The organism is Iningainema tapete BLCC-T55, from assembly GCF_014698965.1.
In the GTDB taxonomy this organism is placed as follows: Bacteria; Cyanobacteriota; Cyanobacteriia; order Cyanobacteriales; family Nostocaceae; genus Iningainema; species Iningainema tapete.
Genome location: NZ_JACXAE010000029.1, coordinates 98,446 through 124,946 on the forward strand (window position 1 = coordinate 98,446; position 26,501 = coordinate 124,946).

Consider the following 26,501-nt stretch of genomic DNA (forward strand, 5'->3'; position numbering starts at 1 on the left):
GATCTAATTCATGGAAGATTTTCAGGTTTGCGATCGCGACATCAGTGACACTACCCTTTGTCATTACCTACAAGCAGAAGCGATTGCTGTAGATACAGAAACAATGGGATTACTACCGAATCGCGATCGCTTATGTCTTGTTCAACTTTGCAACAGCGAAGGCAAAGTTTCCGCACTACGCATTCACAAGGGACAAACTGAAGCCCCTAATCTCAAAAGACTACTCCAAGCAACGAATGTCCTCAAAGTTTTTCACTTTGCACGTTTTGACATAGCTACCTTACGCTACCATTTGGACATTCACGTTGCTCCTATTTTCTGTACTAAGATTGCTAGTAAATTAGCTCGGACTTACACTCAACGTCATGGACTCAAAGATGTAGTCCAAGAATTAGAAAAAATAGAATTAGATAAAAGCGCTCAAAGTTCTGACTGGGGCAACGCTGCTAATCTCTCTGAAGCTCAACTAAGTTACGCTGCTAATGATGTACGTTACTTACTCAATGTGCAGCAAAAATTGGTACAAATGTTGCAACGCGAGGAACGCTTAGAACTTGCTCAACAATGCTTTCAATGTTTACCTACTATAGTTTCTTTAGATTTGTTGCAATTTAAGGATTTGTTTGAACATTGATATGTAGAGACGTTCCGCCGGAACGTCTCTACATTAAATTATTTCTGCTGTGTTTCGGCGTGGTTTTGTAATCTAGCTACTACATTGTAGTCATCAGCTCCTGCTGGAGTTCTAGATTCAATAATTCCTTCGGTAGGACCACCAATTGCTTTCCATGCTGCCAAACCACCTTTTAGTTCAGAAACGTGTACAAACCCAGCACCTCTTAGGGCTTGTGCAGCCTGAGCAGATTGTTGGTCACTGTCACCGTAAACATAGATATCACGGGTTTTTGCCAAAGATGGTACTGCTTTATCTACCAATTCATCAACTGGCATTGCCATAGCGCCCATGATGTGACCTTCGTTGAAAATTTGGCGATCGCGCACATCTAGAATTGTCAAAGCTGGTTCGCCCCACTCCAGGCGAGACTTGAGAGAGTGAACATCTGATTGTGGTTGAATGGGTGGCTCTGGGGGAACGGGAATGACATTGCCTACTACATTAGACGCTTTATTCCCTAGTGACTCCGCTGCACTCTTCACTGATTGAGCAGCATCTTTAGCTGTATCTTTTGCTGATTGAGCAGCATCATTAACTGCATCCTTTGCTGATTCAAGATTATCGTTTGCTGATGCCATATTATTCCTCTCTATTTAAATTAAACCCTGTGCAAAAGCCTTAAGGCGATAATACATCAATACAAGCGCTGTAGATCGCAAGTCTTTTATGCTGCGGTACTAAGCGCGAGAAATTTCTCTTTTGACTGCAATGTACAGGAAAATTCAACTTGAATTGCTCTTTCTTGAGAATGAAGCTTTTAAATTTCCGTCTAATGGTAGACTCGCTTAAGTAGAAGTAAGCTATATCTGATACATAACCGCGTAGCCCAAATCGCCGCTAGTGACTGTTTATGAAACCAAAGGATGAAAACAGGAAAAAAAAATTTGAAGTCATAGCCCTAGCTGTAGCAGCAGTTACTGCCATAATCTTTACTATGATTATTTTATCAGTGTTACGAAAATCTTCATCAACAATACAGCAGTCGCCAACATTGCCAACCATGTATAACGCACCTGCATCGTCACCAGCCACCACACATAATGACGATAACGAAGACAAAGACAAAGATGACGATGACAAAGATGACGATGACAAAGATGACGATGATTAAGTAACAACATCGCCAATACCAAAATACTGTGAGTCATTCTTAAAAATTTTTGCGCAGCTTGTTTTGGAACCGGAATCTTAACGTAGCTAGCAAGTAAGCAAAACTGCACAATTTTATAAAACTAATGAGATGTTTGGGTTATGATAGTTAGTTAACTCAAAACCATTTTGATCTAAAGCTTCGCGAACTCGGTGACTGACGAGCGCATCTAGTTCTAACATACCCGATCCTTGTGGTCCGTTACTTGGTTCTCCAGGAATGGCAATAGCTGGGTGAGAATAAATTTCGACAAAGTTAGCCTTAATCTGAGGAATCAAACCAAGTAAGTAAGATTCGCTCATGTACCCAGTTTGCAGCGTTCCGTAGACGCGATCGCTAAAAGCAATTCCTTTCGATTTGAGTAAACGCTCTCCGTACCAACGTAGCCCACCAAAAACATAGTACCAAACAGTTTTGATCAGGCGGTTCTTACTATCAATGTTCAAAGTCAAGCTCAGTTCTTCGTGGGGAAGCCGAATAACTTTGATGTTAAATTCAAGAGCTAGATTAACCAAAGTATGTAATACTACCGGGTTGAAGTGCATATGGTTATGACCATCAACGTGAGAAAGTGGCAACCCGGTAGAGCGAAACTTTTCTAGTTGAGCGCGAATTTCCAAAGGTAGCTCACGACGAGCCTTACTACTCAAATGATAGCGCACACCTGCTTGATTAAGTTTGTCAGAAAAATTACCGTCTTCGTCAACTAGGTGAGGAATTTGGGAATGCGGTAATACTGACTTAGCGCTACCTAACACTAGATGCAACCCAACTGCCAAGTTTGGATGAGATTTAGCCAGTGCCACTGCTTCATCAAAAGCCTCTCCTGTCACCATGAGGCTAGTACTGGTTAGCACTCCTTGCTCATAAGCAGTGATGATTCCCTGGTTAACACCTTTTGAGAATCCAAAATCGTCTCCATTGATAATTACGAATCGGCGACGTAAGGGCAATGCCCTTTTTTCTTTCATAAAAACTTTCTGTTATCTACTTTTAATTATCAAAACTTTAGACATTTTAAGCGAATTTTCATTGTTTATTCATCTTTATGCACAACAAATGTGTAAAAGTATTAAAGTGGTGCATAAACTATGTGAAAACACTGAATTAATTCTACAGCAAAAACTAAATCAAATTTTCTGCAAGTGTGATTTAGATCAATGCGAAAAGAATAAAATTATACCAATCTATAGTTGTAGGGAAAATTCAACGATCCAGCAAAGAAGCTGTTCAAAGCAATTTATTAAAATTGTCAGCAAACAAGAGTGCATCTCCTTCTAAACGTGAATTATCAGTACAAACGCTCTACCAGAGCGACTGTACAGCTTCCCACTTCAATTCGGATATTTGTTTACAGGAGGTCTATCTTGTTGAAGTCAATTAAAAACGGAATCTCAGCTCAAGAGCCGAAGTTAGTACCAACCGCTATTTGCATTACATTCTCTTCTGTAGCAGCAGTTATGGGTACAAGCCAATCTGCTTCTGCTCAATTAAATCTTGGCAATCATGGAGTTCAACCAGGATTAGAGTCAGAGTATCTACAGTACCAGCTATCAGGCAGCGATCTGAGTAAGATGCGTAGTATTCCTGCATGTGATGTAGGATTTGGTCTAAGCTGCAACAAGACTGGAACAGTACTCCAAGAATTAGTGGAAAAAAATAACGGCTCTAGTTACCGTGACCTCTTATTACGAGCCGCAGGAGGTCAAGAAAATTACGACAAGTTTGCTAATTTTTACGGAAACAATCCCAATCTTCCTCAAGTTCCCTATGCCTCATTCTGGCAAAATGACTCAACCCACATTATGGATGGGTATCAATACTTGCTTGGACAGACTCTCAGTCGTAACCCTGTGGAAGGTTTGGGACTTGTGACGAAGAATTTCAGTTGGGCGCCATTATCAGGGACAAATGACGCTCTGAGTCTTCGTAGTGGTTTAGTGAATTTGAAACTTTCTTATGGTCGTCTTCTACTAGAAGAGGTGGCAAAAATTCCTAACATTGAACAACAGATTCAGTCTCTGGATCTGTCACCTAAAATGAAGGAATTTTATCAACAAACACTCTCTCAAGGGATAGAAGCCTTGAATAAAGGAGATGAGACACAACTACAACAAAGTATTTTTCATGTACTTTCTCATCCATATACTCTAGAAGGCGGAGAGTGGGGACGACCAATTATTGGAATTGGCAAGGAGTTAACTGCACTGGTTGGAGAAGGACTTCCGGGAGAAAGCTTTTTAGCAAGCCCGCTGGCATTGTTAGAGGGAGACGCGATCGCTATCGATCTTCCTGCTGGTATCGGCGGAGATGTCTTCGTCACAGAAGGTGAAGATTTCCCCGGATGGCTGGCAGGCGGTCCTCTAGCTCTACTTTTGCTATTATTTCTTAACGGAGATAATTCATCATTACCAGTTCCTGTGGCAAATATAATCGGCGATATTGCTCCCAACATAGTGGGTGGTGGTGGTGACAGTGGTGTACCTGATACTGTCGGTAGCAAACCTCCTGGTAATGAAGTGCAGAGTGTACCAGAGCCATCAACGGTAAAATCTCTTTTTTTATTAGTGATTACGCTATGTATGCTCAGCTATCAACAAAGGCACAAGTTAGCAAAAGTTCAAGCGATTCAGTTTGGGGATTAACTAGTTATAGTCTATATTCAAAATTTGTAACCGATTAGTTGCAAATTTCCTCCATCATGATTGCTTTACAATTAGTGCTACTTGTTCTGATCGCGGGTGCGGTAGCATATTATACTTGGTGTGCAATGAGCACAGTTCAATTCTTTTTTAATCACAAGCAAGAACTAAATACTTGCTCTGAACCAGTGTCGGTATTAATTCCCGTTGCTGGGGTAGATGAAGATGCGCAAAAAAACTGGGAAAGCTTCTTTGCACAAGATTACGAAAATTACGAAGTACTTTTTGGGGTAATGAACCCCAAAGATCCAGCGATTCCGATCCTGGAGGAGGTGGTTGCTAAGTATAGCGATCGCGCTAGATTAATTTATGGTTTAGAAGTCTTGGGACTCAACTATCAAATTAGTAATCTCATCCATTTGATAGATGCGGCAAAATATGAAATAATAATATTCACCGATAGCGATATGTATGTACAGCCGCACTACCTACAGACGGTAACGGCACCTCTAGCAGATAGGGCAGTAGGTTTGGTAACATGCGGCTATCTAGGTCACGAACCGAAGTATTTAGTAACGGCTTTAGCATCCTTGGGACGATGCATCGATAATCTGCCGAGTATCCTGCTGGCACGAAAATTGAATGGAGGTAAATTAGATTTTGCGATCGGCGCAACAATGGCTACCCGCAAATCTATTTTGGCTCAAGCAGGTGGATTAAAAACAATTGTCAACTGGATTGGTTCCGATTACCTCATTGGTAATATGGTAGCTAAAGCTGGATATAGAGTTGAACTATCACCCTATGTTCTAGAAACTGATGGTGGAAATGAAAGCTTTCAACAACTGTTCCGGCGAGAGTTACGCTGGGCGAGAACAATCAGGTGGAATCAAGGTCCTTTATATTACGGTAATATCTTCACATACGGCACTGTTTACTGTATACTTCTACTCTTAATCTCAGGTTTTCATCCTTGGGCGGTAATTCTATGCTTTTTCACCATAGCTGTGAGAACTGTACAAGCGTTGACAGCAATTTATGGTATGAATTGTCCCAAGCTAGTTCGCTGGCTGTGGACGTTACCACTCCGCGATATATTAAGTTTTGTCACCTTTGTTGGGGGAGCCTTTGGTAACAGTATCTATTGGCGTGGGCGACGACTATCGATAGGGGTAGGTGGCGTACTCACAGAATGAAGCTTGGAAAAAAGAGAAGAAATTTATGACACAAACAGTAAACAGCATTGAGAATAAAACTTGCCCAGTCAATTCATATAATGAATGGGACCCACTAGAAGAAGTTATTGTGGGTAGGTTAGAAGGAGCTAGACTACCTTCTAGTCATGTTACTGTTACCTATACCATCCCGCCAACAGCAGCAAAATTCTACCCATTTTTTGCCGGACGCCGTTATCCTGGTTTCGTCGTTAAGCGTGCGCAAAAAGAACTAGATGAATTTATTCATATTCTCGAATCAGAAGGCGTTGTTGTCAGACGACCAGATATAATTGATTTTTCTCGTGAGTATAAAACTCCCCAGTGGAAATCAAAAGGATTTACTACCTCTTGTCCTAGAGATGGAATCCTAATTATAGGTGATGAAATTATCGAAACGCCTATGCCTTGGCGTTCAAGATACTTTGAAATAAACGCTTATCGCTCATTATTCAAAGAATACTTTGCTAAGGGTGCAAAATGGACTGCTGCTCCCAAGCCAGAATTACTCGACGAACTCTATGACTATAAGTTCAAACCTCCTACAAAAGATGAGCCGCTGCGTTATGTAATTAATGAATTTGAACCTGTTTTTGATGCGGCAGATTTTGTTCGTTGTGGTAAAGATATATTTGTCACCAAAAGTAATGTCACAAATGATTTTGGGATTGAATGGTTAAGAAGGCATTTGGGAGAAGAATATACAATTCATGAAATTGAAAGTAGATCTCGCAACCCGATGCATATTGATTCCACCTTTATGCCTCTTGCCCCAGGTAAAGTGTTAGTAAATCCTGAATATATAGATGTAGATAGACTACCAAAAATTCTCAAATCTTGGGATGTATTAGTCGCTCCCGAACCCGATCCAGTCTCTGGGTTTATCGTCTCCATGTGCAGCAAATGGATCAGCATAAACGTGTTGATGCTTGATGAAAAACGAGTCATCGTGGAAAAAAATCAAGAAACTATGATTAAAGCTTTTAAAGACTGGGGCTTTGAACCAATTCCCTGTTCTTTTCGTTATTATGGCACCTTTGGTGGCTCATTCCACTGTGCAACTCTTGATATCAGAAGAAGAGGAGAATTAAAATCGTATTTTTAACAATAGACATCTGCGAAAAACATGTAGAGACGTTCCCCCGGAACGTCTCTACATGGATTCTGAATAATGCACAATTAAATTCGGTCGATGTCTAATCACGCTCAGAGACGTTACATGTAACGTCTCTACATTTAGGTATCAATTAAAGAGGGTTGTAAAAATAGGTGGTATTAAACCTTAGCTAAACTTTTCTTTTTTTGAGAGAGGAAACCATAGCCAGCAACTAGCCCAATACCTAACAAGGTAGTAGGTTCTGGTACTTTTTTCTTCTTGGTGTAGTTATATGTGACTTTGACGCTTGACGCAGCTTCAGTGTTAACATAAGAAGAAATGTTACCACTACCTGTTACTTTTGAGTCAGCTAAAGCTGAGAACAAGAAGTTCACATCGCCCATACCAGTAAAATAATCTAAAAACTCGCTGGTGGCGAAAGTCTTACTCGCAGATTGTGTTGCCATCAAGCCTTCTACTGTATTTCCAGAAGTTCCTGCAAAATCTAGTTTTTTGTCGTAGGCTGTGACATTGTAGCTATAAGATTGTTTCGGGTTAATATTATTGAAGAGGTATGGACCGTCTGCTAGTTTTAATTCCAGTAAACCAGAAAAATCTAGTGTGATGGTAGCTGGTTTTGCGTCTCTACTTTCAAAACCGGCATCACCTTGGATCTTGCCAGTGAAATCTATCTTCACACTGTTGAGTATGCCTAACTCTGCGTCAAATTTTTTGATACTTAGAGGAGAGTTAATGATATTCGTGGTTTCAAAATCTGTATTGGCAGTGTAAGATAGTGTAGCTGCATTGGCTACTCCAGTTGTTGCAACAATACCTGTAAGTGCAGTTGTAGCAGTGAGAAGACCCAAAAGTTTCGTATTCATCTTAGGATAGCCTGCTTAAACCCTGAGTGGTGAGTTTCTATATCATTTCTAACTCTTAAGTTTTGTGATCGGGTTTGAGAATTCTACGTAACTTTTTGTAAACTTTTTTATCCGTTCGTTTCCACTAAATAGCTATTATGCCAACAGTTTGAGTAAAATTTTGATGAGTTTCCACTCAGTCACTGTAAGTGTCATGGCACTTTTGGCTACTACTACTCGCGCCTTGCATAAAGCGTGCAAGGCGCGAGTAGCTGAAGTCGGATAAAACCGACTAATAGCTGAGTGAGTTTACAAATGTCCTACCCAAGATGATATTTCTAAAACTGATTTGATGGAAACTAGATTTCTACTGTCAAACCAATATTTCCAGGCTTGCTTGAGGTTTCCCTTAGCGGCTGCCTGTAAGCCATCACTAACGCCCATGCCAATTTGCATCATCACGCTGCCGTCGCGGTAGCAGTCAATCATACATGAGGTACATCCGTCACGCACTCGCTGTGAACCGTCAAATTCTGTGATGTGGCACATTGGTTTATCCCAGTTGTGACAGCGGTAGAGGTTAAGATGCCAGTCTAGATAAAAAAACTTCCAACCTGCTAAACAACCAAATTGTTCGGGTTCTCCACGTAAATGGCGTTGCATATCCTCAATTGAGGCGATGGGGTTGAGGACGGGAAAATCTTTTTTGAGTGCCTTCATTTGCTCGAAGCAGTCATACAACTCTTCATCAGTGTAGTCAACTAGCTCTGACTCGGCGTGACTTAGATAGCTTGATGGTAAAGTGGTAAGCGGATAGGAAAAGGTAACACTGTCAAATCCTAGCGACTTTAAGAATGGTGGCAACTTTTGGTAATCATCCACCAGTCGGCTCATGGTGACAGAGGCTGTGGGCGTGAGATTGCGACGGCGGAATTGGGCATTGGCGGCGCGGATGCGATCGCACACTCCCCTTAATCCCCGGTTCTGTTCATGCTTTTCTACATCAGTTGCATCAATGGAAATAAAAACGCTTACCAACCCTGCATCAACCAGCGCATCAACTCGCTCTGGTGTGAGGAGCGAACCGTTAGTCACAAGCATCGGTGCTATACCGATACTAGATGCATGGGCAATCATCTCATTCAAATGCGGATGGAGCATTGGCTCGCCGCCAACGTAAAATATGAAGTACACCCCATTGCGGAGGAGGATTTCTGCCGCCTGCTTAGCATCATCCAGCGTCACAGATTGCCTTAATTCTTTAGGCAGACGATCTACTGAAAAGCTACAGAATCCGCAGTGAGCATTGCACGCACTGTTAATTGCGAAATGACAACTACCAGGACCACCATCTAACACTCCTTGTAGTCCCATTTGCCATAAAGAGCGTCGTTTTGAACCTATAGCCGAGCTATCTTGGGACATAATATCTTTCAATATAAATTTAATACAGATTTTACTTGATTAGGACTATTGTATAAAAATAAAAACACAGATAGTTTATCTGTGTTCATCTGTGGTTCCTAAATATTTATTAAACCCCGTAGTAAGAACGATACCAATCTACAAACTTGGGAATTCCAACTTCTACAGGTGTACTTGGTTTAAAACCAAACTCCTGCTCCAAATCTTGAACATCCGCATCTGCTTCAGGAATGTCACCCGGTTGGAGAGGAAGTAAGTTCTTTTTTGCCTTTTTGCCGAGATAATTTTCTAAAACTTCAATGAAGTAATTTAATTTTACCGATTTGGCACTACCAACATTATATATTCTGTAAGGAGCAAAACTTGTACTTGGATCTAAGGTGAAGTTAGTTTTATCTATAGTTGGTTGAGGAATTTTGTCTACAACGCGAGTCACTGCTTCAATAATATCATCAACATAAGTAAAGTTTCGTTGCATCTTACCTTCATTAAAAACATTGATCGGTTGATCTTGTAAAATTGCTTGAGTAAATAAGAATAATGCCATATCTGGGCGTCCCCAAGGACCATAGGCAGTGAAGAAGCGTAAACCTGTTGTTGGTAAATTATATAAATGGCTGTAAGAGTGAGCCATTAGTTCATTTGCCTTTTTTGTTGCTGCATATAAGCTAATGGGATGGTCTACATTATCATGAACAGTAAAAGGTCTTTTTGTATTTGCTCCATACACTGAACTTGAGGAAGCAAATACTAAATGTTTTACTTGTGAGTGACGACAACCTTCAAGAATGTTGATGAAACCGACTAAATTAGTATCTACATAAGTATGCGGATTGGTAATTGAGTAACGCACACCTGCTTGAGCCGCTAAATGGATTACTTTGGTAGGCGAGTGATGTGTGAATAACTCAGAAATGCTAGGGCGATCGCTTACATCTAATTTATAAAATTGAAAGTTATGGTAATTTTTTAGTTGAGTTAAGCGGGAATGTTTTAAGCCGACATCGTAGTAGTCGTTAATATTATCAATTCCAATCACTTCTGCTCCCATCTGCAAAAGTTTATTACTGAGATGGAAGCCAATAAAACCAGCAACACCTGTAACTAAAAATTTTTCCATTATGATAAGAAATCAGTATCACGGAGAAACTCAATAATTGCTTTATTTACTGCTTCATTAGCACCAGATGAAGCGTCATGACAGCAGTTAGGCAGAATTTTTAACTTTGCCTTAGGGATGAGTTGGTGCAATTTTACACCATCGCTTGCCGGAAACCAAGAATCGTGTTCACCCCACAAAATTAAAGTTGGACACTTAATCGCATGGAGATTATTTTGAATTTTTCCCAGCAAAGTTGGTTTATTTGACTGCAATTGCTCAATTTGTTTAATAGCTATTTGTAACTCTTCGCTAATTTTAGCGAGAGTACCGGGAAACTCAATTAATGGGTAAGTCATCCAGTAAACATCTTCTTCGGTGAGTGTTGAAGGATCGAACAATACTCCTCGCCTTTCTATTGCCATCATCTCTCTAACTACTGGTGCAAACATTTGTGTTACGCGCAAAGCGTCTACTGTTTGCACTATTTCTAGCGGTATTTGAGAAAGTAACCACATTGCCCAATGAGGTAGACGTTGAGCAAATATAGGTACGTTTACCACGACTAACCGCGCTATTAACTCTGGGTATTCTTGAGCAAGGGCAAGGGCAACTAATCCCCCTAAAGATTCTGCCACAATTACGACTGGTTCATCACATAATGTGCGAATAATCCTTTCTGACTCAATCACTAAATGACCATTTTGCTCTCGACGAGACAAAGGTTTCTCTGAAAAACCGTAACCTTTGGCATCAAAACAAATAACGCGAAAATACTTAGATAAAGGCGGAATGCTGTAACGCCAATTGTAGCTCCAACTACCTGCGCCATGAAAGAAGAATAAAGGTTTACCAGTACCTTTTTCACCATAAGCAATGCGTACAGGATAACCATTAGCATCAGTGATGATTAAACTTTGTCGCCCTTGAGGGAATTGAGATTGCCACCAGTCTTTCATTAATTTTGTCAATGACTAATTTAACTACCAGTTAATAGTCCCCACACTATTCCAGCAGCATACCAAAAAAATCTCACTAAGATCACGCTCAAGGCTACCAAGGCAATGGTGACAATAAACAATCCCACCAAAACCGCAAGTACAAACCATTTGTCTGTACTTTTCTTCTGGCTGGGAAACTTTAAGTGATCTTCTAGTAACCTGATATTATACTCGTTGGCTGTCCAAGCAAAATCAAACAAGTCTCCTACTGCTGGGATAGCACCTACTATAGCGTCTATGATAATATTCAAGAGCATTTTGGCTAGAGTTGCTGCAGGCACACCCAGTCGTGCAGACTCTAAGACAATGTAGGCAGAAAATATTAGTCCCAAAAAATCACCAGCACCAAATAGTAATCCTACAATAGGATCTAACCCGAACCCAATCCGGGTTCCTGGAATGATAATGGCTTTATCGAGTATTCGGCTAAGCTGACGCAAACGCCTCAAGGTTGGTGCTTTGGCATCAGGATCAATGGTAGAAAAATTAACAGGAGGTTGAGACATTATTAGGCGACGCTTTGCTGTATGTTGCGCTAAATATTTTACCGGAAGACTTGAATATTGCAAGGGGAGAATGAGTGCGATATAAAAATGTTTACGAAAGTAGAGACGCTCCGGCGGAGCGTCTCTACAGTTTATATGATTAGTACTAGATATTATGACTCAAGAATTAACACAACAATGGTTGACGGAGATTCAGACACTCAAACAGCAGCTAGCAGAAATTCAAGGGGAACGAGATGCTGGTTGGGAAAGTGCGGAAAAATGGCGTAAACTGTATGCGATCGAAGCAGAGCAACGTCGTACAGATGCATACTTGTTTCAAGAAACAATTGCATCTTTGAAAGCGCAAATTCAAAAACTTCAGGGCATTGAGGAAGCCCAGCTAGGCGACGCTGATGCAAGCAAAGCCATTGAGCTAGAAATCGAAGCACTCAAATCAATCGAGCAATTGAAAGCTAAGCTCATTGCTGTCATTAAAGAACGTGCTATCCTGCTCCAAGCTTTAAAAACTGAGCAAGACAACCATGCTGAAACTCGCAAAAACCTCACCACCGCTTTAGGTGACGCTATTGATAGCTTAACGCGAGAACGGGAAGAGAAGTAAAAAGAACCAAGTAAAAAGTCAAAAGATTAAATACTCTTTCTTTTGACTTTTTACTTGTTAAAACCCCATCGCCTCTGCTACGGCGAGAATTTTTGGTTCAATGCCTTGTTTAATTTGACTGTTACTATGTTTAATGGCTGTATCTGGATCTTTCAAACCATTGCCAGTGAGGATGCAAACTACTGTCGCCCCAGTGGGAATTTGATCTTTGACTAGTAACATTCCAGCTACAGAAGCGGCACTAGCAGGTTCACAAAAAACACCTTCTTCTGATGCTAAAAGTCTATATGCATCAAGAATTTGCTCGTCAGTGACGGCGTGGAAACTTCCCATACTTGCTGATTGCGCTGCTAGAGCTTTTTCCCAACTGGCTGGATTGCCTATGCGTATTGCTGTCGCTATGGTTTCTGGATGTGTCACTGGTTTACCATTCACTAACGGCGCTGCACCTGCGGCTTGGAATCCCATCATTCGGGGTAAGCGATCGCACTTTCGCTGTTGATGATATTGACAAAACCCCATCCAATATGCTGTGATATTTCCTGCATTACCTACTGGGATACATAACCAATCTGGAGCATCTCCCAAAACATCGACAATTTCAAACGCCCCTGTTTTTTGTCCTTCTAAACGGTAGGGATTAACTGAATTTACTAATGTTACTGGATAGCATTCTGCCATGGAGCGGACAATTTCTAGTGCTGTATCAAAATTTCCTTTTACTGCTAGTACCTCTGCCCCATACAGCAGTGCTTGCGCTAATTTGCCCAGCGCTACATAGCCATCAGGAATTAACACAAAAGCTCGCATTCCTCCACGTCGAGCATAAGCTGCGGCTGCCGCTGAGGTGTTACCTGTACTGGCACAAATTACTGCTTTTGCTCCCGCTTCCTTTGCTTTGGAGATTGCCATTGTCATCCCTCGGTCTTTAAAGCTACCAGTAGGATTAAGTCCTTCGTATTTAACAAATACACGCACTTGTTTGCCGATTAGCTTTGCAATCGAAGGAACTGGGATGAGGGGAGTATTGCCCTCAAGCAGTGTGACAACTGGTGTTGTGTCGTTTACTGGCAAGTAGTCGCGATATTGCTCTATTAGTCCGAGCCAAGGTTGGCGATGAGTAGCAGCAGACAGGAGGCTTGAAGTCACGGTAGTTAAACGCTGATTAAATATGGAGAGTGAGTACAGGTTGATTACCTGCTCATTTTATTTTAATTTCAGTGCCAATTGATCTTTTTCGTCCTAAACTAAAGAATTGCTACAAGTATTTTGCCTAACTTCTACCCTTGGGTACATTTATGGAACAGAGTTATTGTGATTTAAGTCTCCAATATACAAATAAAAAATTCACGACTATGGAGCTACAGAAAATATATAATAATTTAAGAAATCTTAATATGCCCTTACTATAATATCCCTAGTGGTGTGACAAGAGTTTTTGGAGTAATTTAAGCATGACTACATCGACAATTTCCGTTAAAAATACCCAAAGTGTGGCAAGTCAGCTCAATAAGTCTTTTTATCAAGCCGATCAACAAGCTAAGCTGAGAACGCTACAAGCAGAAGTAGACTCCCTACTACAACAGTTGATGAATTTGGAGCGGCAAAGATTAGCAACTACAGATCAAGAAGAATAAAAAATGATCATAGCGATCGCCCTGATTCATCGGATATCCATCAGTATATTTCCCAATGTCATATCAGTATGGTTGTGAATACACTTTCTGTTTAGGTAGGTGAGAGAGAGTGTAAAAAGTTGAAATACATACTGGTACTTAGTAGCTTTTGTAAAGTTTGGGCGCTGGCTTGGTTACTAGTTTTAGTCAAAGGAATATCCGTAGGCGTCTATGCACAACCGAGCGAGAGACAAAGAGTAAAGGATACGGGAAGCCAGGGAGTTGATTCTCTCCTTATCTCCCCCACTCCCTCACTCCCCTACTCGGATGATCCGATGGCGCAAGTTACATCCGTTTCTCAACTTAAGGATGTACAGCCAACAGATTGGGCGTTTCAAGCTTTACAAAACTTAGTGGAACGTTATGGCTGTATTGCTGGTTATCCAGATGGAACGTATCGTGGTAGTCGGGCTTTAAGTAGATGGGAATTCGCAGCAGGTTTGAATTCCTGTATGGAAAGCATATCACAAGTGATTGGAACAGCACAAAGCGAACTAGTAAAACGTGAAGATTTAGTAGCTTTGCAGAAATTACAGACAGAATTTGCTGCTGAATTGGTGACTTTACGAGGTAGAGTTGATAACTTAGAGGCTCAAACTACGTCCATTCAAGCAAACAGATTTTCGACTACTACTAAACTTACTGGCTTGGCGATCGTTGGCGTTCAAGGAAGGAGCCACAATCGTGGTGATGTTAACCCCAGAGATGGAATTCCTGACACAGATGATCCTGGTAAAAACGTCAATGTCATCTCCTTAGCACAACTCTACTTAACCAGCCAATTTGATCCACGTAGTTATCTACTCACAGGTCTTGTAGTCGGTGATGGTTCTACTGCACCTAGATCGAGTAATGACGTTATTCTCGGCTATGAATTCCCTACTAATAAAAAGTTTATCATAAGTGACCTCAGGTATCACTGGCTTGCTACAGACAACTTAGCCATAATGATAGGAACAGCAGGTGTAAACATGACCACTGCTTTCCGAGGACCAAACCGAGTAGAAAGTGCAGCCACAGGACCACTTTCTTATTTTGCCCAAAGAAACCCAATTTTAGATATAGGATACGGTCAAGGTGGTATAGCTGTGGATTGGCAATTTACCAAACGCGCCAGTTTACAGGCTTTATATTCTAGCAAAAATTCCGGAAACCCAGGAAAACGCAGTGGTTTGTTTGATGGCAACACCACTACAGCAGTGCAATTACTATTAACACCAACTGATTCTCTAGATGTCAGTTTATATTATGCTAATAATTATTCTGTCAATGGTTGTTTACTGACTTTCATTGGTGATGAGTGCTTAACTACAGTTGATCCGCAGTTAGGAAAATCAGCACCACTACAAACTAATGCTGTGGGTGCTACTGTAAATTGGCAAATATCACAAAATGTCACCTTAGGTGCCTGGGGTGGTTATACTAATTCTCATATTCCCGGGCGATCAGGAAGTGTAGAGACAACAAATTATATGGTGTATCTCAATTTCCCTGATTTATTTAAAAAGGGAAATTTAGGCGGAATTTATATCGGACAACCACCAAAAATTATTAGTAGTGATTTACCTGTAGGAAACAATGTCCCTGACTTTGTAAGTACTGGTTTAGGACGTGCAGGCGGGCAACCAGGTACAACTACTCACATCGAAGCATTTTATCGCTTACAGTTAACAGATAATATTAGCATTACCCCAGGACTAATTTATCTTTTAGAACCAGGTCATACCCCAGACAGCGATCCAGTTACTATTGGTATATTACGTAGTACCTTTTTCTTTTAGCTGAAACCATAGCAGCATGTCTTGTCGGGTGGTTTAGAAGCTCACCCTATGTTCAACATACTTTTACAGAAAACGCTACCTAATATAACCCACATACACTTTTATAAAAAGTTTATATAATCACAGGTAAGAATTGATAAAGATGTCAATAAAGCACTAAATTTAGTAGTGCTTAAAACGAATTCAAGATTTCAGTGATATTCCTCTTTCATTCATAACTCTTGTACAACTACTATTTGACTAGTTGCGCTAACTGCATAACACATCTGCATCTACAAGCAGATTCTTCTTCCCAGGTGCATTAATTGCAGTATCTCTATCGGCTGAAGACAAGACTACCTATTTTTACTTGTTAGTTGCCAGCGCAACTAATCTTTTTTACCTTAAAATCATTTTTTAGTAATCACAATGCATCCATATACTTGTAACTTGGTTACGCTTGTAATAGCGCTATGTTCTGCGTCGATAATTTCGCCTTCTTTTGCTCAGAATTTAGAAGAATCAAATAAAGAAAACACTATTAGTATATCCTCATCTTCATCAAATTTTAACGAGGATACAATCCCATCTAACCTCAGTAAGTCAGATTTTACTGATGATAAATCTGTGATTATTTCTGATGCAGATAATCAAGTTTCTACTACTAATGTAGCCGCAACTAAACCGAATCCACGAATTCCAATCCCTAGCAGAATATTTGCCGCACCTTCAATGCAACAGTAGTAGTAAGCCTCATCTTTTCCTTCCTCTGTGCTCTCTGCGCCTGTGCAGTTCAAAAGTTATTTATTTAACCACACCAGACGCAGAGTACGCAGAGATAAAGTGATCGCATTCCTTACCTGAGCTTGCGTCACTTTATTTGGATAACTTTAAACATTAAAAATAAATTTGTAGATATTCTATACTAACTAAATTTTGACAACTTTTATAAAAAATTATAGATAATTTTCGCTACCTTTTATATAAAGTTTTAATGAATTTTATTTAAAAAGACTATTTTAGTAGCTCAAATAAGTGTTAGTATCCTAACGAACCAATTTAAAGCAACAAGGGGAAAAATCATGGTTGATATTAGCCTGAGGAAATGTTGCTCCGAAAGAATTACTGTATAAGCATTATAGCTATAGTTCTCTAAAAAGTAATCTCGCGTAGATTGCTGATGACTTAGCAATGCTGACAATTGGAACCTTTGATTGACAAAGGTTTTAAAACTTGACGTGACTCAGACAAAACAAGAGGCACACACTGAAGCGTGAATTTTCCCAGGTGATTATTCTCGCCCTTAAACTTTGTATCTCTATAATCTAAATACCTGCTTTTGACAAACCAAATGTAGGACAAAGCTTTCCTATATTAGCTCTAGTGGTAAAAAAATCTGTTGGACTAGAACTTAGAAGTCAACTGAGTGAAAAGTCCTGCTTTAGCTTTGATGCTTTTCCAGCAAACCCTACCAAAGAAGGAACTTCAAATCATGTCAAACGATTACAACAGTAATTCTGGCTACACCTTCATTGTTAATAGCTTGCAAGACATTATTGATCCTAATGATGGTGTCACTACCCTACGTGAAGCGGTTAATGCTGCTAACAATCAAAGTGGACAAAGCACAACTGTATTTAATCTTGCGCCTGATTCAGAGATTAAGCTGATAGGACAACTTAATATTACTGGCAATCAGATAATTAATGGACCTGGTGCTGGAAGCCTTACTATTAGCGGTAACAACACCTTTAGCAACTTCGCGATCGATAACGCTAATGTTGTAATTAGTGGGTTGACTATTGCCAACGGTTTAGATGGTATTGATGTCGGTAGTAACAGCACTGTATATGTAACGAACAGTAATATCACAAACAATGCAGATGATGGCATTGATGTAAACGGAAACGACAATACCATTAACCTGTTTGGAGTTACGATCACAGGCAATGGTGAAGAAGGTTTGGAAATTGATGGCACTGACAACACTGTTTCTGCTAGCAACAGCAGCTTTGTTGGCAATAGCGTGGATGGCTTCAACATTGATGAAGGCGGCAACAACAATGTCAGCCTCAACGATTCAGTGTTCAGTAACAATGGTGACGATGGTATTGATATCAACACCGACAACAACACTGTCCGCTTGTCCGGTGTTACTGTAACTCGTAACGGTGAGGAAGGTTTGGAAATTGATGGCACTTTCAACACTGTTTCTGCTACCAACAGCTTCTTCAACAACAACAGTGATGATGGGTTGGATATTGATGAAGGTGGCAACAATAATGTCAACCTCAACGATTCTGTGTTCAGCAACAATGTCAACGATGGCATTGATATCAATACCAACAACAACACCGTTAGCTTATCTGGAGTCACCACGACGGGCAACGGTGAGAATGGGTTGGAAATTGATGGCACTCGTAACACCGTTTCTGCTAGCAACAGCAGCTTTGTTGGCAATAGCGTGGATGGCTTCAGCATTGATGAAGGCGGCAACAACAACGTCGCTCTCCGTGATTCGCTGTTTAGCAACAATAGTGACGATGGGATTGATATCAACACCGACGACAACACTGTCCGCTTGTCTAACGTCACTGTAACTCGCAACGGTGAGGAAGGTTTGGAAATTGATGGTAGATTTAACACCGTTTCTGCTATCGACAGCACCTTCAGTAACAATAGTGATGATGGGTTGGATATTGATGAAGGTGGCTTCAACAATGTCAGCCTGAACGATTCTGTGTTCAGCAACAATGCCAACGATGGGATTGATGTCAACACCGACGCCAACACTGTCCGGTTCTCTGGAGTTATTGCTGCGGGCAACGGTGAGAATGGGTTTGAAATTGATGGCAATGACAACATTATCATTGGTAGTAACAGCAGTTTCGTTCGCAATGGCGATAATGGGTTTAACATTGATGAAGGTGGCTTCAACAATGCCAGTCTGATCAATTCAGTGTTTAACAACAATGTGGACGACGGCATTGATATCAACACTGATGGCAACATCATTGGCTTATCTGGAGTTATCTCTAATGGCAATGGTGAAAATGGGCTGGAAATTGAAGGCAATAACAACTTCTTGAATGCTATCAATAGCAACTTTATTGGTAATGGCTTCTTACCAATTTCTAATGAGGGCAACGGCAATATTGTGAACGCGATCAATAGCACTCTAGTTTAACCATGATTTAAAGCATAAGGAACACTAGTAACAAGTAAGCTCAACCTACTTGTAGTGTTTCAGAATCTAGGAATGATTCTTGTGGGGTAGGCATCTTGCCTGCCCCGAATATATAAGGGACGGGCAAGATGCCCATCCCACAAAAAGACTAAATTCATCCTGCAGCGATCATCGTCTATTTCGCTCATACCGAAATCAAACTATATATCAAGTAATTTACTTAACCTAAAGATAAGAGGAAAAGAACGCTAACACCAAAACACTAATGATTGTACAATTAGATGGTGGTAACGACGGACTAAATACTTTTATTCCATACACTGACAATAATTACTTCCAACTAAGACCAACGATCGCCATTCAAAATGGGATTCCCATCAGTTCCGAAGTTGCGCTTCATCCCAATATGAATGACTTGAAAACATTGTACGATCAAGGTCGTTTGGCAATTATTCAAAACGTTTCTTATCCCAATCCCAACCTTTCCCACTTTCGTTCGCGGGATATTTGGATGAGTGCTCGCCCAGAAGGAACAGCAGATTCAGGTTGGATTGCCCGTTATCTGACAACTTTACAAGCTGAAACTGGCGATGCCGTTTTTTTAGGTGATGAATATCCACTGACATTGCTGGGTGAAAACAGAGAGCAGTATTTACATCTAGCACCTGGTTTGTCTGTAAAGTTGTCGGGGAAATTGGCACAAGCAGTGCTGTCGCTCTATGACGTGCCACAAGAAAATCCAAAGATAGAAGAACTGCGTCAAGCCGTCGTCAAAAATCGTCAGGCGATCGACAAGGTAGCACAAAACTTAGGTAGTCGCACAGGTTATCCCAACACTGATATTGGCAATCGGTTTGCTTTGGCAAGTGCAATTTTGGCATCTCAACCGAAAGTACTTTGTTTAACAGTTGGTGGTTGGGATACTCATAACGATCAACTCAACCGCCAAGGCAACCTACTTAGACAAGTTAGTCAAAGCCTTGGTGCATTACAAAACGACTTGCAAAATTCAGGATTGGCAGATAATGTTCTGATCCTCGTTTTTAGTGAATTTGGTCGTAGACCCGCCCAGAATGGCACTGCAGGCACAGATCACGGCACGGGCGGACCCGTTATGGTATTAGGAAACGTCCGGGGAGGAATCTACGGTGGACAACCGCCTTTAGATAGTTTAGTCGCTGGTAACTTACCTGTGATTAATGATTTTCGGAGCATCTATGCCGAAATTTTGAGAAATTGGGAAGGTGTCAATCCCGAAGTAGCTTTGGGACAAGATTTTCCAGCTCTCGGATTTTTGTAGTAGGGGTGAACTGCCGATTGTCTCTGCCACAAACAAGTGTGTTGACGATGAGTAGACAAAATTTGTATACTCATTGTGTAGACATTAGAGGAAATTGATTGATGCAAGGGCAATCAACTGAGGTAAATCGAAACCGCGATGCGATTATTAACATCCGGGCACACCAGGCGCAACGTGATTTAATAGATCGTGCGGCAGAAGCTTTGGGTAAAAACCGCTCCGATTTCATGTTAGAGACAGCTTGTCGCGAAGCCGAAGCGGTTTTACTGGAGCGTCGGCTGTTTATATTGGATGACGATGAATTCAAGCAATTTATGGATCTTCTTGATGCACCACCCTCGGCAAATGAAAATCTACGTAAATTGCTGACAACTTCATCGCCGTGGGATTAAATGTGGCAAACGAGCAGAATCAGATACTACAGGCTCCTCAACCCATAAAACCAGAGCATCAATGGGAAGATTTTGATTCAGGCAATCCTAAATTGAACGATTGGCTGAGAAAGCGTGCGCGCAAAAATGAAGATAGCGGCGCTTCGCGAACGTATGTTGTAACCGTCGGGCAAAAAGTTATTGCTTACTATTGTTTAGCAAACGGGAGCGTATTAAACACCAGTGCGCCTAGCAGAGTCCGACGCAATATGCCAGATCCAATTCCTGTTATGGTAATTGGGCGGCTTGCAGTAGATTGTAACTGGCAAGGGAAAGGAATTGGACGTGCTTTAGTGCGTGATGCTGTACTTCGTACATTACAAGCGGCTAATATAGCTGGAATCAGAGCTATCCTTGTACACGCTATTTCAGAGGAAGCAAAGCAATTCTACGTAAAATGCGGTTTTATTTCTTCTCCTGTGGCTCCAATGACGCTCGTGGTGACAATTGCTGATGCCAAAGTTGCTCTTGGTGTTAATAGCTAATAGACATCTCCAGAAAACAATGTAGAGACGCGAAATTTCGCGTCTCTACAATTCGCCAACACACACTTCCTCATAATGTTTACCCGCATTTTCCCAAGTAAATTCTGTCTCTACCATAAGTCTGGCGTTGCGAGACAATTTATCTCGTAATTGGGGGTTATCAAATAATTGACTGATGGCGGTGACATACTCAGTTGGTTGATTTGCTCGTAACGCCCTGAGTGGTACATTTTCTTGGTCTACAGCTAGCCCTTCTAAACCGCGATCGCTTGCTACAATTGGTACACCTGCCGCCATTGCCTCTAAAGTTTTATTCTTAATTCCGAACCCAGTTCGCATCGGCACAACGCAGACAGTAGCTTTGTGTAGATACTCTACCATTGAAGGCACACGCCCAGTGACAGTGATTCCGGGTTTGTCTTTCAATGCTAAAATTTCTGGTGCAGGGCGAGAACCAACAATATCAAAAGTTGTATCTGGATAAAGTTTTTGAATTTCTGGCAAAACTTCTTGACTAAAAAAGCATACAGCATCAATGTTAGCTAAATTATCCATCGCACCAATAAAAATCAAGCGGTGTCCCTCTGGATTAGTGGTGCGATAGGGAAATAAACTTAAATCTACACCATTGGGAATGACAGTAATTTCAGTGTCAGGCTTAAACTTTTGCAGTTGAATTCTGTCTTCAAGTGTTGTTACGACAATTTTCGAGAACTTTGCGCAGTATTGTTGCTCGTAGCGTCGTAAAAGAGGTAGATAGATAGTGTCTCGCAATTTATTTTCAGAAATCCCAGTTTCTAACTGATTGCGACAAGTACCGTAGACTGAACTGTGAACATTGACTACGGTTTTTAGCTGTTTTGGGAAATTCTGCCGAATATAGATCTCATTTACGCTATGTTCACAGGTAACCACATCGCATTTCCCGGTTTGGACAAAGTTATCAATCCAGTTTTGCATCTCCACAGAATAACGGTTTAAGACACTTGGCGGTGTACCTCGTTGTAAGAATGTAGCTAGACGCTGTAATTTTGTTCGTATATTTACTGATGTACCAAGGTCTGTAGGACGATTAAAAATAACTAAGTTATCAACGCAATTGCGTAGTTCTACTATTTCAGCGTTTGTGACATCCGGTTCTTTTTGAGTTACCAAAGTGATGGCATGGTGTTGGCTCAGATATTTGAGTAGATTAAAAGTTCTTACCTGAGTTCCTCCTCGCGTTGGCGGATAGGGAAATGTAGAAGATAACATTAAGATGTTCATGCATTTATTATTTAAGGATACTTAGTATAGAGATAATAAATATCATGACCTATTGTTAATTTTATGTCACTGTTCTGTATCTAAAATAAATATATTTAGGAGTTGCACTTATGAAAAAAATCGGTATTTACACGCTTGCCAATGATGTAGTATGTGATCAACTAGTAGCTTTGATCAATAGCATTGAAGCAAATGTCAGTTTAGATATACCCATTTGCATTATTCCTTACGATCAAAGACTAGATTTGGTGAAGCAGTTCGTTAATTCTAGAGAAAATATAACTCTCTACGATAACTGGGAATCACTACAACGGTGGGATAAGTTTGCCGAGGAAGTTTGGGCTGCTCATCCAGCAGCAAAACAAACTAATTTAACTCGTAACGCTTGGTATAAAAGCCCGTTACTCAGAAAGTTAGCAGCTTATGACGGCGAGTTTGAGCAGTTTGTGTTTTATGATGCTGATAGTTTAGCAATGAAGCCGCTGGATAGTGTCTGGCAAAAGCTTGAAACATATGATTTTGTTTTTGATGATTGGGAACATATCAAACCTAGAGAAACTGCGGCGTTAGATTTAGCCTTGATTGAAGCTTCAGGCTTGTATCAGGAAAAAGATATTCGTCCTAAATTACATTGTTCTAGTTTTTTTGCTTCAAAACAAGGTATATTTTCTCCGGAAGAGATGCTAATGATGAAGAAACTCTTGATTGAACAAGGAGAAATTGCTTGGGTAACACGTTGGTGGGATGATGCCTTTTTGTTCAACTATTTGACATTAAGGTGTCATCGCCCGTTTTTTAATTTTACACTCAGCCCTAATGGGCAAGAAAAAACAGGTAATTGTGCCAATGCAGATCCTTTTGTAAATATAGATAATGTTCTTTATAACAAAGATGGATTAAAACCAATTCATCGCCTTCACTACATGGGTTATACTCCCACTGATTTTGCTCGTTTAAGTCGTGGTGAAGATGTCAATATTCGTTATCGGGATGAGTTTTTATACTACCGCTTTCTCAAACAACCAGAGCAAAAACCACAACATCTAAAACCACCTAGTCTATTGTCTAAAACAAATAGATTTTTGCAGAAAGTCACTAAAAAAGTACAAAGAACTATCTCTTGAACCTAATGAAATGAATATTGTTCCTAAAGTAAGCGTTTGCATTCCCACTTATAATCGTGCTAATCTGCTGCCTTTCGCGATTGAAAGCGTACAGAAGCAAACTTATCAAGATTTTGAAATTATAGTTTGTGATGACGGTTCTCAGGACAGTACACCTGAATTGATGTCACAGCTAACAGACAATCGGATCAAATATATCCGTCATGGGCAAAATATTGGTAAAAGCAACAATATGCGCTCTGGCTTTGATGCGGCTATGGGCGAGTATTTTATTAAGTTTGATGATGACGATCGCCTGACTCCAGAGTTTCTCGCCCGAACGGTAGCCATCCTTGAGCAAAATTCTAGCATTGATTTTGTTGGCACAGATCACTGGGTAATAGATATTAATAATGTACGCGATCGCGAAGCAACTCAAAGAAACTCTCAGCGCTGGGGAAGAACAAATCTACCTGTAGGTATTGTCGAAAATTTATTAGAAGTAGTCTTTGTTAACCAAAGCTTTCAAATCGGAGCTACATTATTTCGTCGGCAAACCCTAAAAGAGTTAGGATTCATGCAGCCCAACTGGCAAAATTGTGAAGACAACGACTTATTTATCCGCCTAGCGTCTTCCGGGAAAAAAGGCTATTACATCCCAGAATTATTGATGGAATATCGCTTTCATACCCAACAGCAAGAAATTAATCGGGCAATTCGTTATTTGTATGATAAAATGCGCTACTTGCAAAATTATAAATTTGACTCAGAAAAGCTAGAAAAAATTAGGTTACAGCGTCTTACAGAAACACAGTTATTGTTAGGATTGAGGTTAATTGAAACAGGAGAAACGCAAAAAGGCAGAGAATTAGTTTTGGCAGGAAAGTCTTGTTCGCCTACCAAAGCATGGACAGGTTTAGGATTATCAATTTTACCTGTAAGCTGGCGGGGTAAAGCCTTTGACTTAGTGCGCCGAATTAGGGGGTAAATCGTAGGGGCGATTGCTGGTTCCTACGCTCTGCGTGGGAACCCATTCTTGGAGGCTCAGCCTCCAGAACTACACTAGAGGCAGAGCCTCTCTAACTGCATTCCCAGGCTCCAGCCTGGGAACGAGAGATAGGCGCTTGTTTTGGGGTTTCCATTACTCGTTCCTACGCTCTGCGTGGGAACCCATTCTTGGAGGCTCAGCCTCCAGAACTATACTTTGTTATACTAAATTGTTGAGTTTTAAACTTTGACATTGCAGTGCATTCCCTACTCTAATTTTGTTGACACACAACTGCAACTACCCCCCAAAAACAACAATGAACCTTTAGCGATTGATTTATTTGCTGGTTGTGGTGGGCTTGCGCTCGGTTTTGAAGCCGCTGGCTTTAAAACTATTGGTTACGAAATTTTAGAAGATGCCTGTGCAACTTATCGGCATAATTTGCATAGTTCATGTCATCAGGTAAATTTAACACCATCATCTGTTGTAGAGACGTTAAGTGCAACGTCTTTACAGAAACCAGACTTTATCATTGGTGGTCCTCCGTGTCAACCCTTTAGTGTCGGTGGGCATCAACTGGGTTTAAAAGATAGTCGTGACGGCTTCCCAACTTTTATTTCTACAGTTGAGCATTATCGTCCAAAACTGGCTTTATTTGAAAATGTGCGGGGAATGCTCTTTCGCAACAAAAAATATTTTACAGAAATTGTTTTTGCACTGCAACAACTTGGTTATATTGTCGAATGGCAAATCTTAAACGCCGCCGATTATGGAGTACCTCAAAAAAGAGAACGACTTTTTTGTGTGGCACATAAAGGCGGTTGGAAATGGCCGCAAAAAACACATTCTCAATCACCTTATACTGCGGGTGACGCTTTGGCAGAATTAGCATATTTAGCGCCACCGAACTCAAAATTTCTGACTCCTAATATGGATGAATATATTAAGAAGTACGAAATAGCATCCAAATGTATCAAGCCCAGAGATCTTCATCTGGATGCACCTTCTCGCACAGTAACTTGCCGGAATTTATGCGGAGCAACTGGCGATATGTTACGGATACGCTTGCCCGATGGACGAAGAAGAAGACTAACAGTGCGTGAAGGTGCTAGGCTGCAAAGTTTCCCCGATTGGTTTGAATTTCAGGGTTCTGAAAATAGCCAATTTAACCAGATTGGAAATGCTGTTCCTCCTCTATTAGTAAAGGTTATAGCTTATTGTGTTAAGGCTTATTTGAATAACGAGTATTAAAATCAGAAAAAATTAGTTAACCCACTCAATAGGTCAACTTGGCAGCGCTAACTTCTTATAGACAACTTATACTGTTGTTGAAGTAGCTTTAAGCATTATATTAATTCAATGGTTTTTAAGTTTACCATCTAATTAATATAATAGTTCAAACAGTAAAATAGCTAATTAAATAATAAGTATGTTCTCTCTCAAATTAATCTTGTTGAGCTAGACCTTCTTGTAACATGCCTGCAATAACCCATTCTCGGATCTTCGCACTACGATTTGGCAGAGATCTGAGAATCTGGTCGTAGGGGTCTGGTATTTGAAACGATAGAGGTTTTCTGTCCCCTACCCCAAGACCTTGATCTTTGAATTGAGTTTTTTTGCTGCCTACTCCAGCCATTGCCCACTCCTTTAAAAAGTTTTACCTTTAATAGCTTGACTATCCACCTATAGGTGGATTAATATATTAAAGTGATTTTAACCACCGCGAAACTTTTCTCTGGAGCACAGCGGTGGCTTGACCAAAACTCAACAAGGAATCCGATCATGTCCCATTTTAGCACTAAAACCACCATTGGTGTCATAAAGCATAACGTTAAACACCTGTTAGGGGTAAAAGACACTGCGCTGGTCAAAAAGTGGGCAATAGAGAATGGGCTGGGCAAATTGGATATGAGGAGGAAGTACTGCTGGCAGCTGGTGTTAGAAGCTGTATTTGTGGCGATACATAAGAGTCGGAGCCTGTGCGGTATGGGTCAACTTGAACAAGAGTGGGCGATCGCGGCTTAGTGTG

27 protein-coding genes are annotated in these 26,501 nt (G+C 40.7%); 17 read left to right on the plus strand and 10 right to left on the minus strand.

The genetic code is table 11. From position 1 onward, the window contains the following. Positions 1-10: 10 nt before the first annotated feature. Positions 11-634, plus strand: a complete 624-nt coding sequence (locus tag ICL16_RS07110; RefSeq protein WP_190826158.1) for a ribonuclease H-like domain-containing protein — start codon at positions 11-13, stop codon at positions 632-634. A 38-nt stretch (positions 635-672) separates the two neighbouring features. On the opposite strand, the gene ICL16_RS07115 is transcribed toward ICL16_RS07110, so the two are convergent. Next, complete coding sequence (locus tag ICL16_RS07115; protein WP_420485259.1) at positions 673-1,101, minus strand: rhodanese-like domain-containing protein; 429 nt, start codon at positions 1,099-1,101, stop codon at positions 673-675. Between the two features lie 425 nt (positions 1,102-1,526). Between ICL16_RS07115 and ICL16_RS07120 the strand changes: the two genes are divergently transcribed. Continuing rightward, complete coding sequence (locus tag ICL16_RS07120) at positions 1,527-1,787, plus strand: hypothetical protein (protein WP_190826160.1); 261 nt, start codon at positions 1,527-1,529, stop codon at positions 1,785-1,787. Positions 1,788-1,900: 113 nt separating this feature from the next. On the opposite strand, the gene hpnK is transcribed toward ICL16_RS07120, so the two are convergent. Then, entirely contained in the window at positions 1,901-2,797 is an 897-nt protein-coding gene (hpnK, locus tag ICL16_RS07125) for a hopanoid biosynthesis-associated protein HpnK (protein WP_190826161.1), read from the minus strand. Positions 2,798-3,193: 396 nt separating this feature from the next. Between hpnK and ICL16_RS07130 the strand changes: the two genes are divergently transcribed. From ICL16_RS07130 to ICL16_RS07140, 3 genes are all read left to right on the plus strand, one after another. Next, a complete protein-coding gene (locus tag ICL16_RS07130; protein ID WP_238360634.1) occupies positions 3,194-4,471 on the plus strand; it encodes a hypothetical protein in 1,278 nt (425 codons plus the stop codon). 125 nt (positions 4,472-4,596) lie between these two features. Continuing rightward, complete coding sequence (locus ICL16_RS07135) at positions 4,597-5,664, plus strand: glycosyltransferase (protein ID WP_238360635.1); 1,068 nt, start codon at positions 4,597-4,599, stop codon at positions 5,662-5,664. Between the two features lie 25 nt (positions 5,665-5,689). Further along, positions 5,690-6,787: an amidinotransferase gene (locus ICL16_RS07140; RefSeq protein ID WP_190826162.1), complete on the plus strand. Its 1,098-nt coding sequence runs from the start codon at positions 5,690-5,692 to the stop codon at positions 6,785-6,787. A gap of 170 nt (positions 6,788-6,957) precedes the next feature. Here ICL16_RS07140 and ICL16_RS07145 read toward each other — a convergent pair whose 3' ends face one another. The 5 genes from ICL16_RS07145 to ICL16_RS07165 all read right to left on the minus strand — a co-directional run bounded on the left by ICL16_RS07145 (position 6,958) and on the right by ICL16_RS07165 (position 11,672). Next, positions 6,958-7,662: a choice-of-anchor E domain-containing protein gene (locus ICL16_RS07145; RefSeq protein ID WP_190826163.1), complete on the minus strand. Its 705-nt coding sequence runs from the start codon at positions 7,660-7,662 to the stop codon at positions 6,958-6,960. A 288-nt stretch (positions 7,663-7,950) separates the two neighbouring features. Further along, complete coding sequence (locus ICL16_RS07150; protein ID WP_190826164.1) at positions 7,951-9,066, minus strand: radical SAM protein; 1,116 nt, start codon at positions 9,064-9,066, stop codon at positions 7,951-7,953. Positions 9,067-9,175: 109 nt separating this feature from the next. Continuing rightward, entirely contained in the window at positions 9,176-10,186 is a 1,011-nt protein-coding gene (locus ICL16_RS07155) for an NAD-dependent epimerase (RefSeq protein ID WP_190826165.1), read from the minus strand. Further along, positions 10,186-11,124 carry an alpha/beta fold hydrolase gene (locus tag ICL16_RS07160; protein WP_190826166.1) on the minus strand — a complete coding sequence of 313 codons (939 nt, stop codon included), beginning with the start codon at positions 11,122-11,124 and terminating at the stop codon, positions 10,186-10,188. Before ICL16_RS07160 ends, ICL16_RS07155 begins: the two co-directional genes overlap by 1 nt. 20 nt (positions 11,125-11,144) lie before the next feature. After that, positions 11,145-11,672, minus strand: coding sequence for a DUF4112 domain-containing protein (locus tag ICL16_RS07165; protein ID WP_190826167.1), 528 nt, complete (start codon positions 11,670-11,672; stop codon positions 11,145-11,147). Positions 11,673-11,826: 154 nt separating this feature from the next. Here ICL16_RS07165 and ICL16_RS07170 point away from each other — a divergent pair, with 154 nt between their 5' ends. Further along, on the plus strand, positions 11,827-12,276 hold the full coding sequence (locus tag ICL16_RS07170; RefSeq protein WP_190826168.1) for a hypothetical protein: 450 nt from the start codon (positions 11,827-11,829) through the stop codon (positions 12,274-12,276). A 57-nt stretch (positions 12,277-12,333) separates the two neighbouring features. Here ICL16_RS07170 and thrC read toward each other — a convergent pair whose 3' ends face one another. Beyond that, on the minus strand, positions 12,334-13,425 hold the full coding sequence (thrC, locus tag ICL16_RS07175; RefSeq protein WP_190826169.1) for a threonine synthase: 1,092 nt from the start codon (positions 13,423-13,425) through the stop codon (positions 12,334-12,336). A 305-nt stretch (positions 13,426-13,730) separates the two neighbouring features. On the opposite strand from thrC, the gene ICL16_RS07180 reads away from it, so the two are divergent. The 7 genes from ICL16_RS07180 to ICL16_RS07210 all read left to right on the plus strand — a co-directional run bounded on the left by ICL16_RS07180 (position 13,731) and on the right by ICL16_RS07210 (position 21,115). Then, a complete protein-coding gene (locus tag ICL16_RS07180) occupies positions 13,731-13,913 on the plus strand; it encodes a hypothetical protein (protein ID WP_190826170.1) in 183 nt (60 codons plus the stop codon). A 119-nt stretch (positions 13,914-14,032) separates the two neighbouring features. Further along, complete coding sequence (locus ICL16_RS07185) at positions 14,033-15,733, plus strand: iron uptake porin (RefSeq protein ID WP_238360636.1); 1,701 nt, start codon at positions 14,033-14,035, stop codon at positions 15,731-15,733. 408 nt (positions 15,734-16,141) lie between these two features. Further along, entirely contained in the window at positions 16,142-16,456 is a 315-nt protein-coding gene (locus tag ICL16_RS07190) for a hypothetical protein (protein WP_190826171.1), read from the plus strand. A gap of 748 nt (positions 16,457-17,204) precedes the next feature. Continuing rightward, positions 17,205-18,899 carry a right-handed parallel beta-helix repeat-containing protein gene (locus ICL16_RS07195; protein ID WP_238360637.1) on the plus strand — a complete coding sequence of 565 codons (1,695 nt, stop codon included), beginning with the start codon at positions 17,205-17,207 and terminating at the stop codon, positions 18,897-18,899. A 265-nt stretch (positions 18,900-19,164) separates the two neighbouring features. Next, positions 19,165-20,199 carry a DUF1501 domain-containing protein gene (locus tag ICL16_RS07200; RefSeq protein WP_190826173.1) on the plus strand — a complete coding sequence of 345 codons (1,035 nt, stop codon included), beginning with the start codon at positions 19,165-19,167 and terminating at the stop codon, positions 20,197-20,199. Positions 20,200-20,300: 101 nt separating this feature from the next. Beyond that, entirely contained in the window at positions 20,301-20,591 is a 291-nt protein-coding gene (locus tag ICL16_RS07205; RefSeq protein WP_190826174.1) for a type II toxin-antitoxin system TacA family antitoxin, read from the plus strand. Positions 20,592-20,593: 2 nt separating this feature from the next. Further along, entirely contained in the window at positions 20,594-21,115 is a 522-nt protein-coding gene (locus ICL16_RS07210) for a GNAT family N-acetyltransferase (protein ID WP_337906931.1), read from the plus strand. Positions 21,116-21,160: 45 nt separating this feature from the next. Here the strand turns inward: ICL16_RS07210 and ICL16_RS07215 are convergent, their stop codons facing one another. Continuing rightward, positions 21,161-22,381: a glycosyltransferase family 4 protein gene (locus tag ICL16_RS07215; protein ID WP_190826176.1), complete on the minus strand. Its 1,221-nt coding sequence runs from the start codon at positions 22,379-22,381 to the stop codon at positions 21,161-21,163. A gap of 110 nt (positions 22,382-22,491) precedes the next feature. On the opposite strand from ICL16_RS07215, the gene ICL16_RS07220 reads away from it, so the two are divergent. The 3 genes from ICL16_RS07220 (at position 22,492) to ICL16_RS07230 (ending at position 25,723) form a co-directional block, all read left to right on the plus strand. Continuing rightward, positions 22,492-23,505: an Npun_R2821/Npun_R2822 family protein gene (locus ICL16_RS07220; RefSeq protein ID WP_190826177.1), complete on the plus strand. Its 1,014-nt coding sequence runs from the start codon at positions 22,492-22,494 to the stop codon at positions 23,503-23,505. 10 nt (positions 23,506-23,515) lie between these two features. Next, positions 23,516-24,472: a glycosyltransferase family 2 protein gene (locus ICL16_RS07225; RefSeq protein ID WP_190826178.1), complete on the plus strand. Its 957-nt coding sequence runs from the start codon at positions 23,516-23,518 to the stop codon at positions 24,470-24,472. 246 nt (positions 24,473-24,718) lie between these two features. Next, positions 24,719-25,723 carry a DNA cytosine methyltransferase gene (locus ICL16_RS07230; protein WP_238360638.1) on the plus strand — a complete coding sequence of 335 codons (1,005 nt, stop codon included), beginning with the start codon at positions 24,719-24,721 and terminating at the stop codon, positions 25,721-25,723. A 193-nt stretch (positions 25,724-25,916) separates the two neighbouring features. Here ICL16_RS07230 and ICL16_RS07235 read toward each other — a convergent pair whose 3' ends face one another. Beyond that, on the minus strand, positions 25,917-26,108 hold the full coding sequence (locus tag ICL16_RS07235; RefSeq protein ID WP_190826179.1) for a hypothetical protein: 192 nt from the start codon (positions 26,106-26,108) through the stop codon (positions 25,917-25,919). A 146-nt stretch (positions 26,109-26,254) separates the two neighbouring features. On the opposite strand from ICL16_RS07235, the gene ICL16_RS07240 reads away from it, so the two are divergent. Further along, on the plus strand, positions 26,255-26,497 hold the full coding sequence (locus ICL16_RS07240) for a hypothetical protein (protein ID WP_190826180.1): 243 nt from the start codon (positions 26,255-26,257) through the stop codon (positions 26,495-26,497). Positions 26,498-26,501 lie beyond the last annotated feature (4 nt).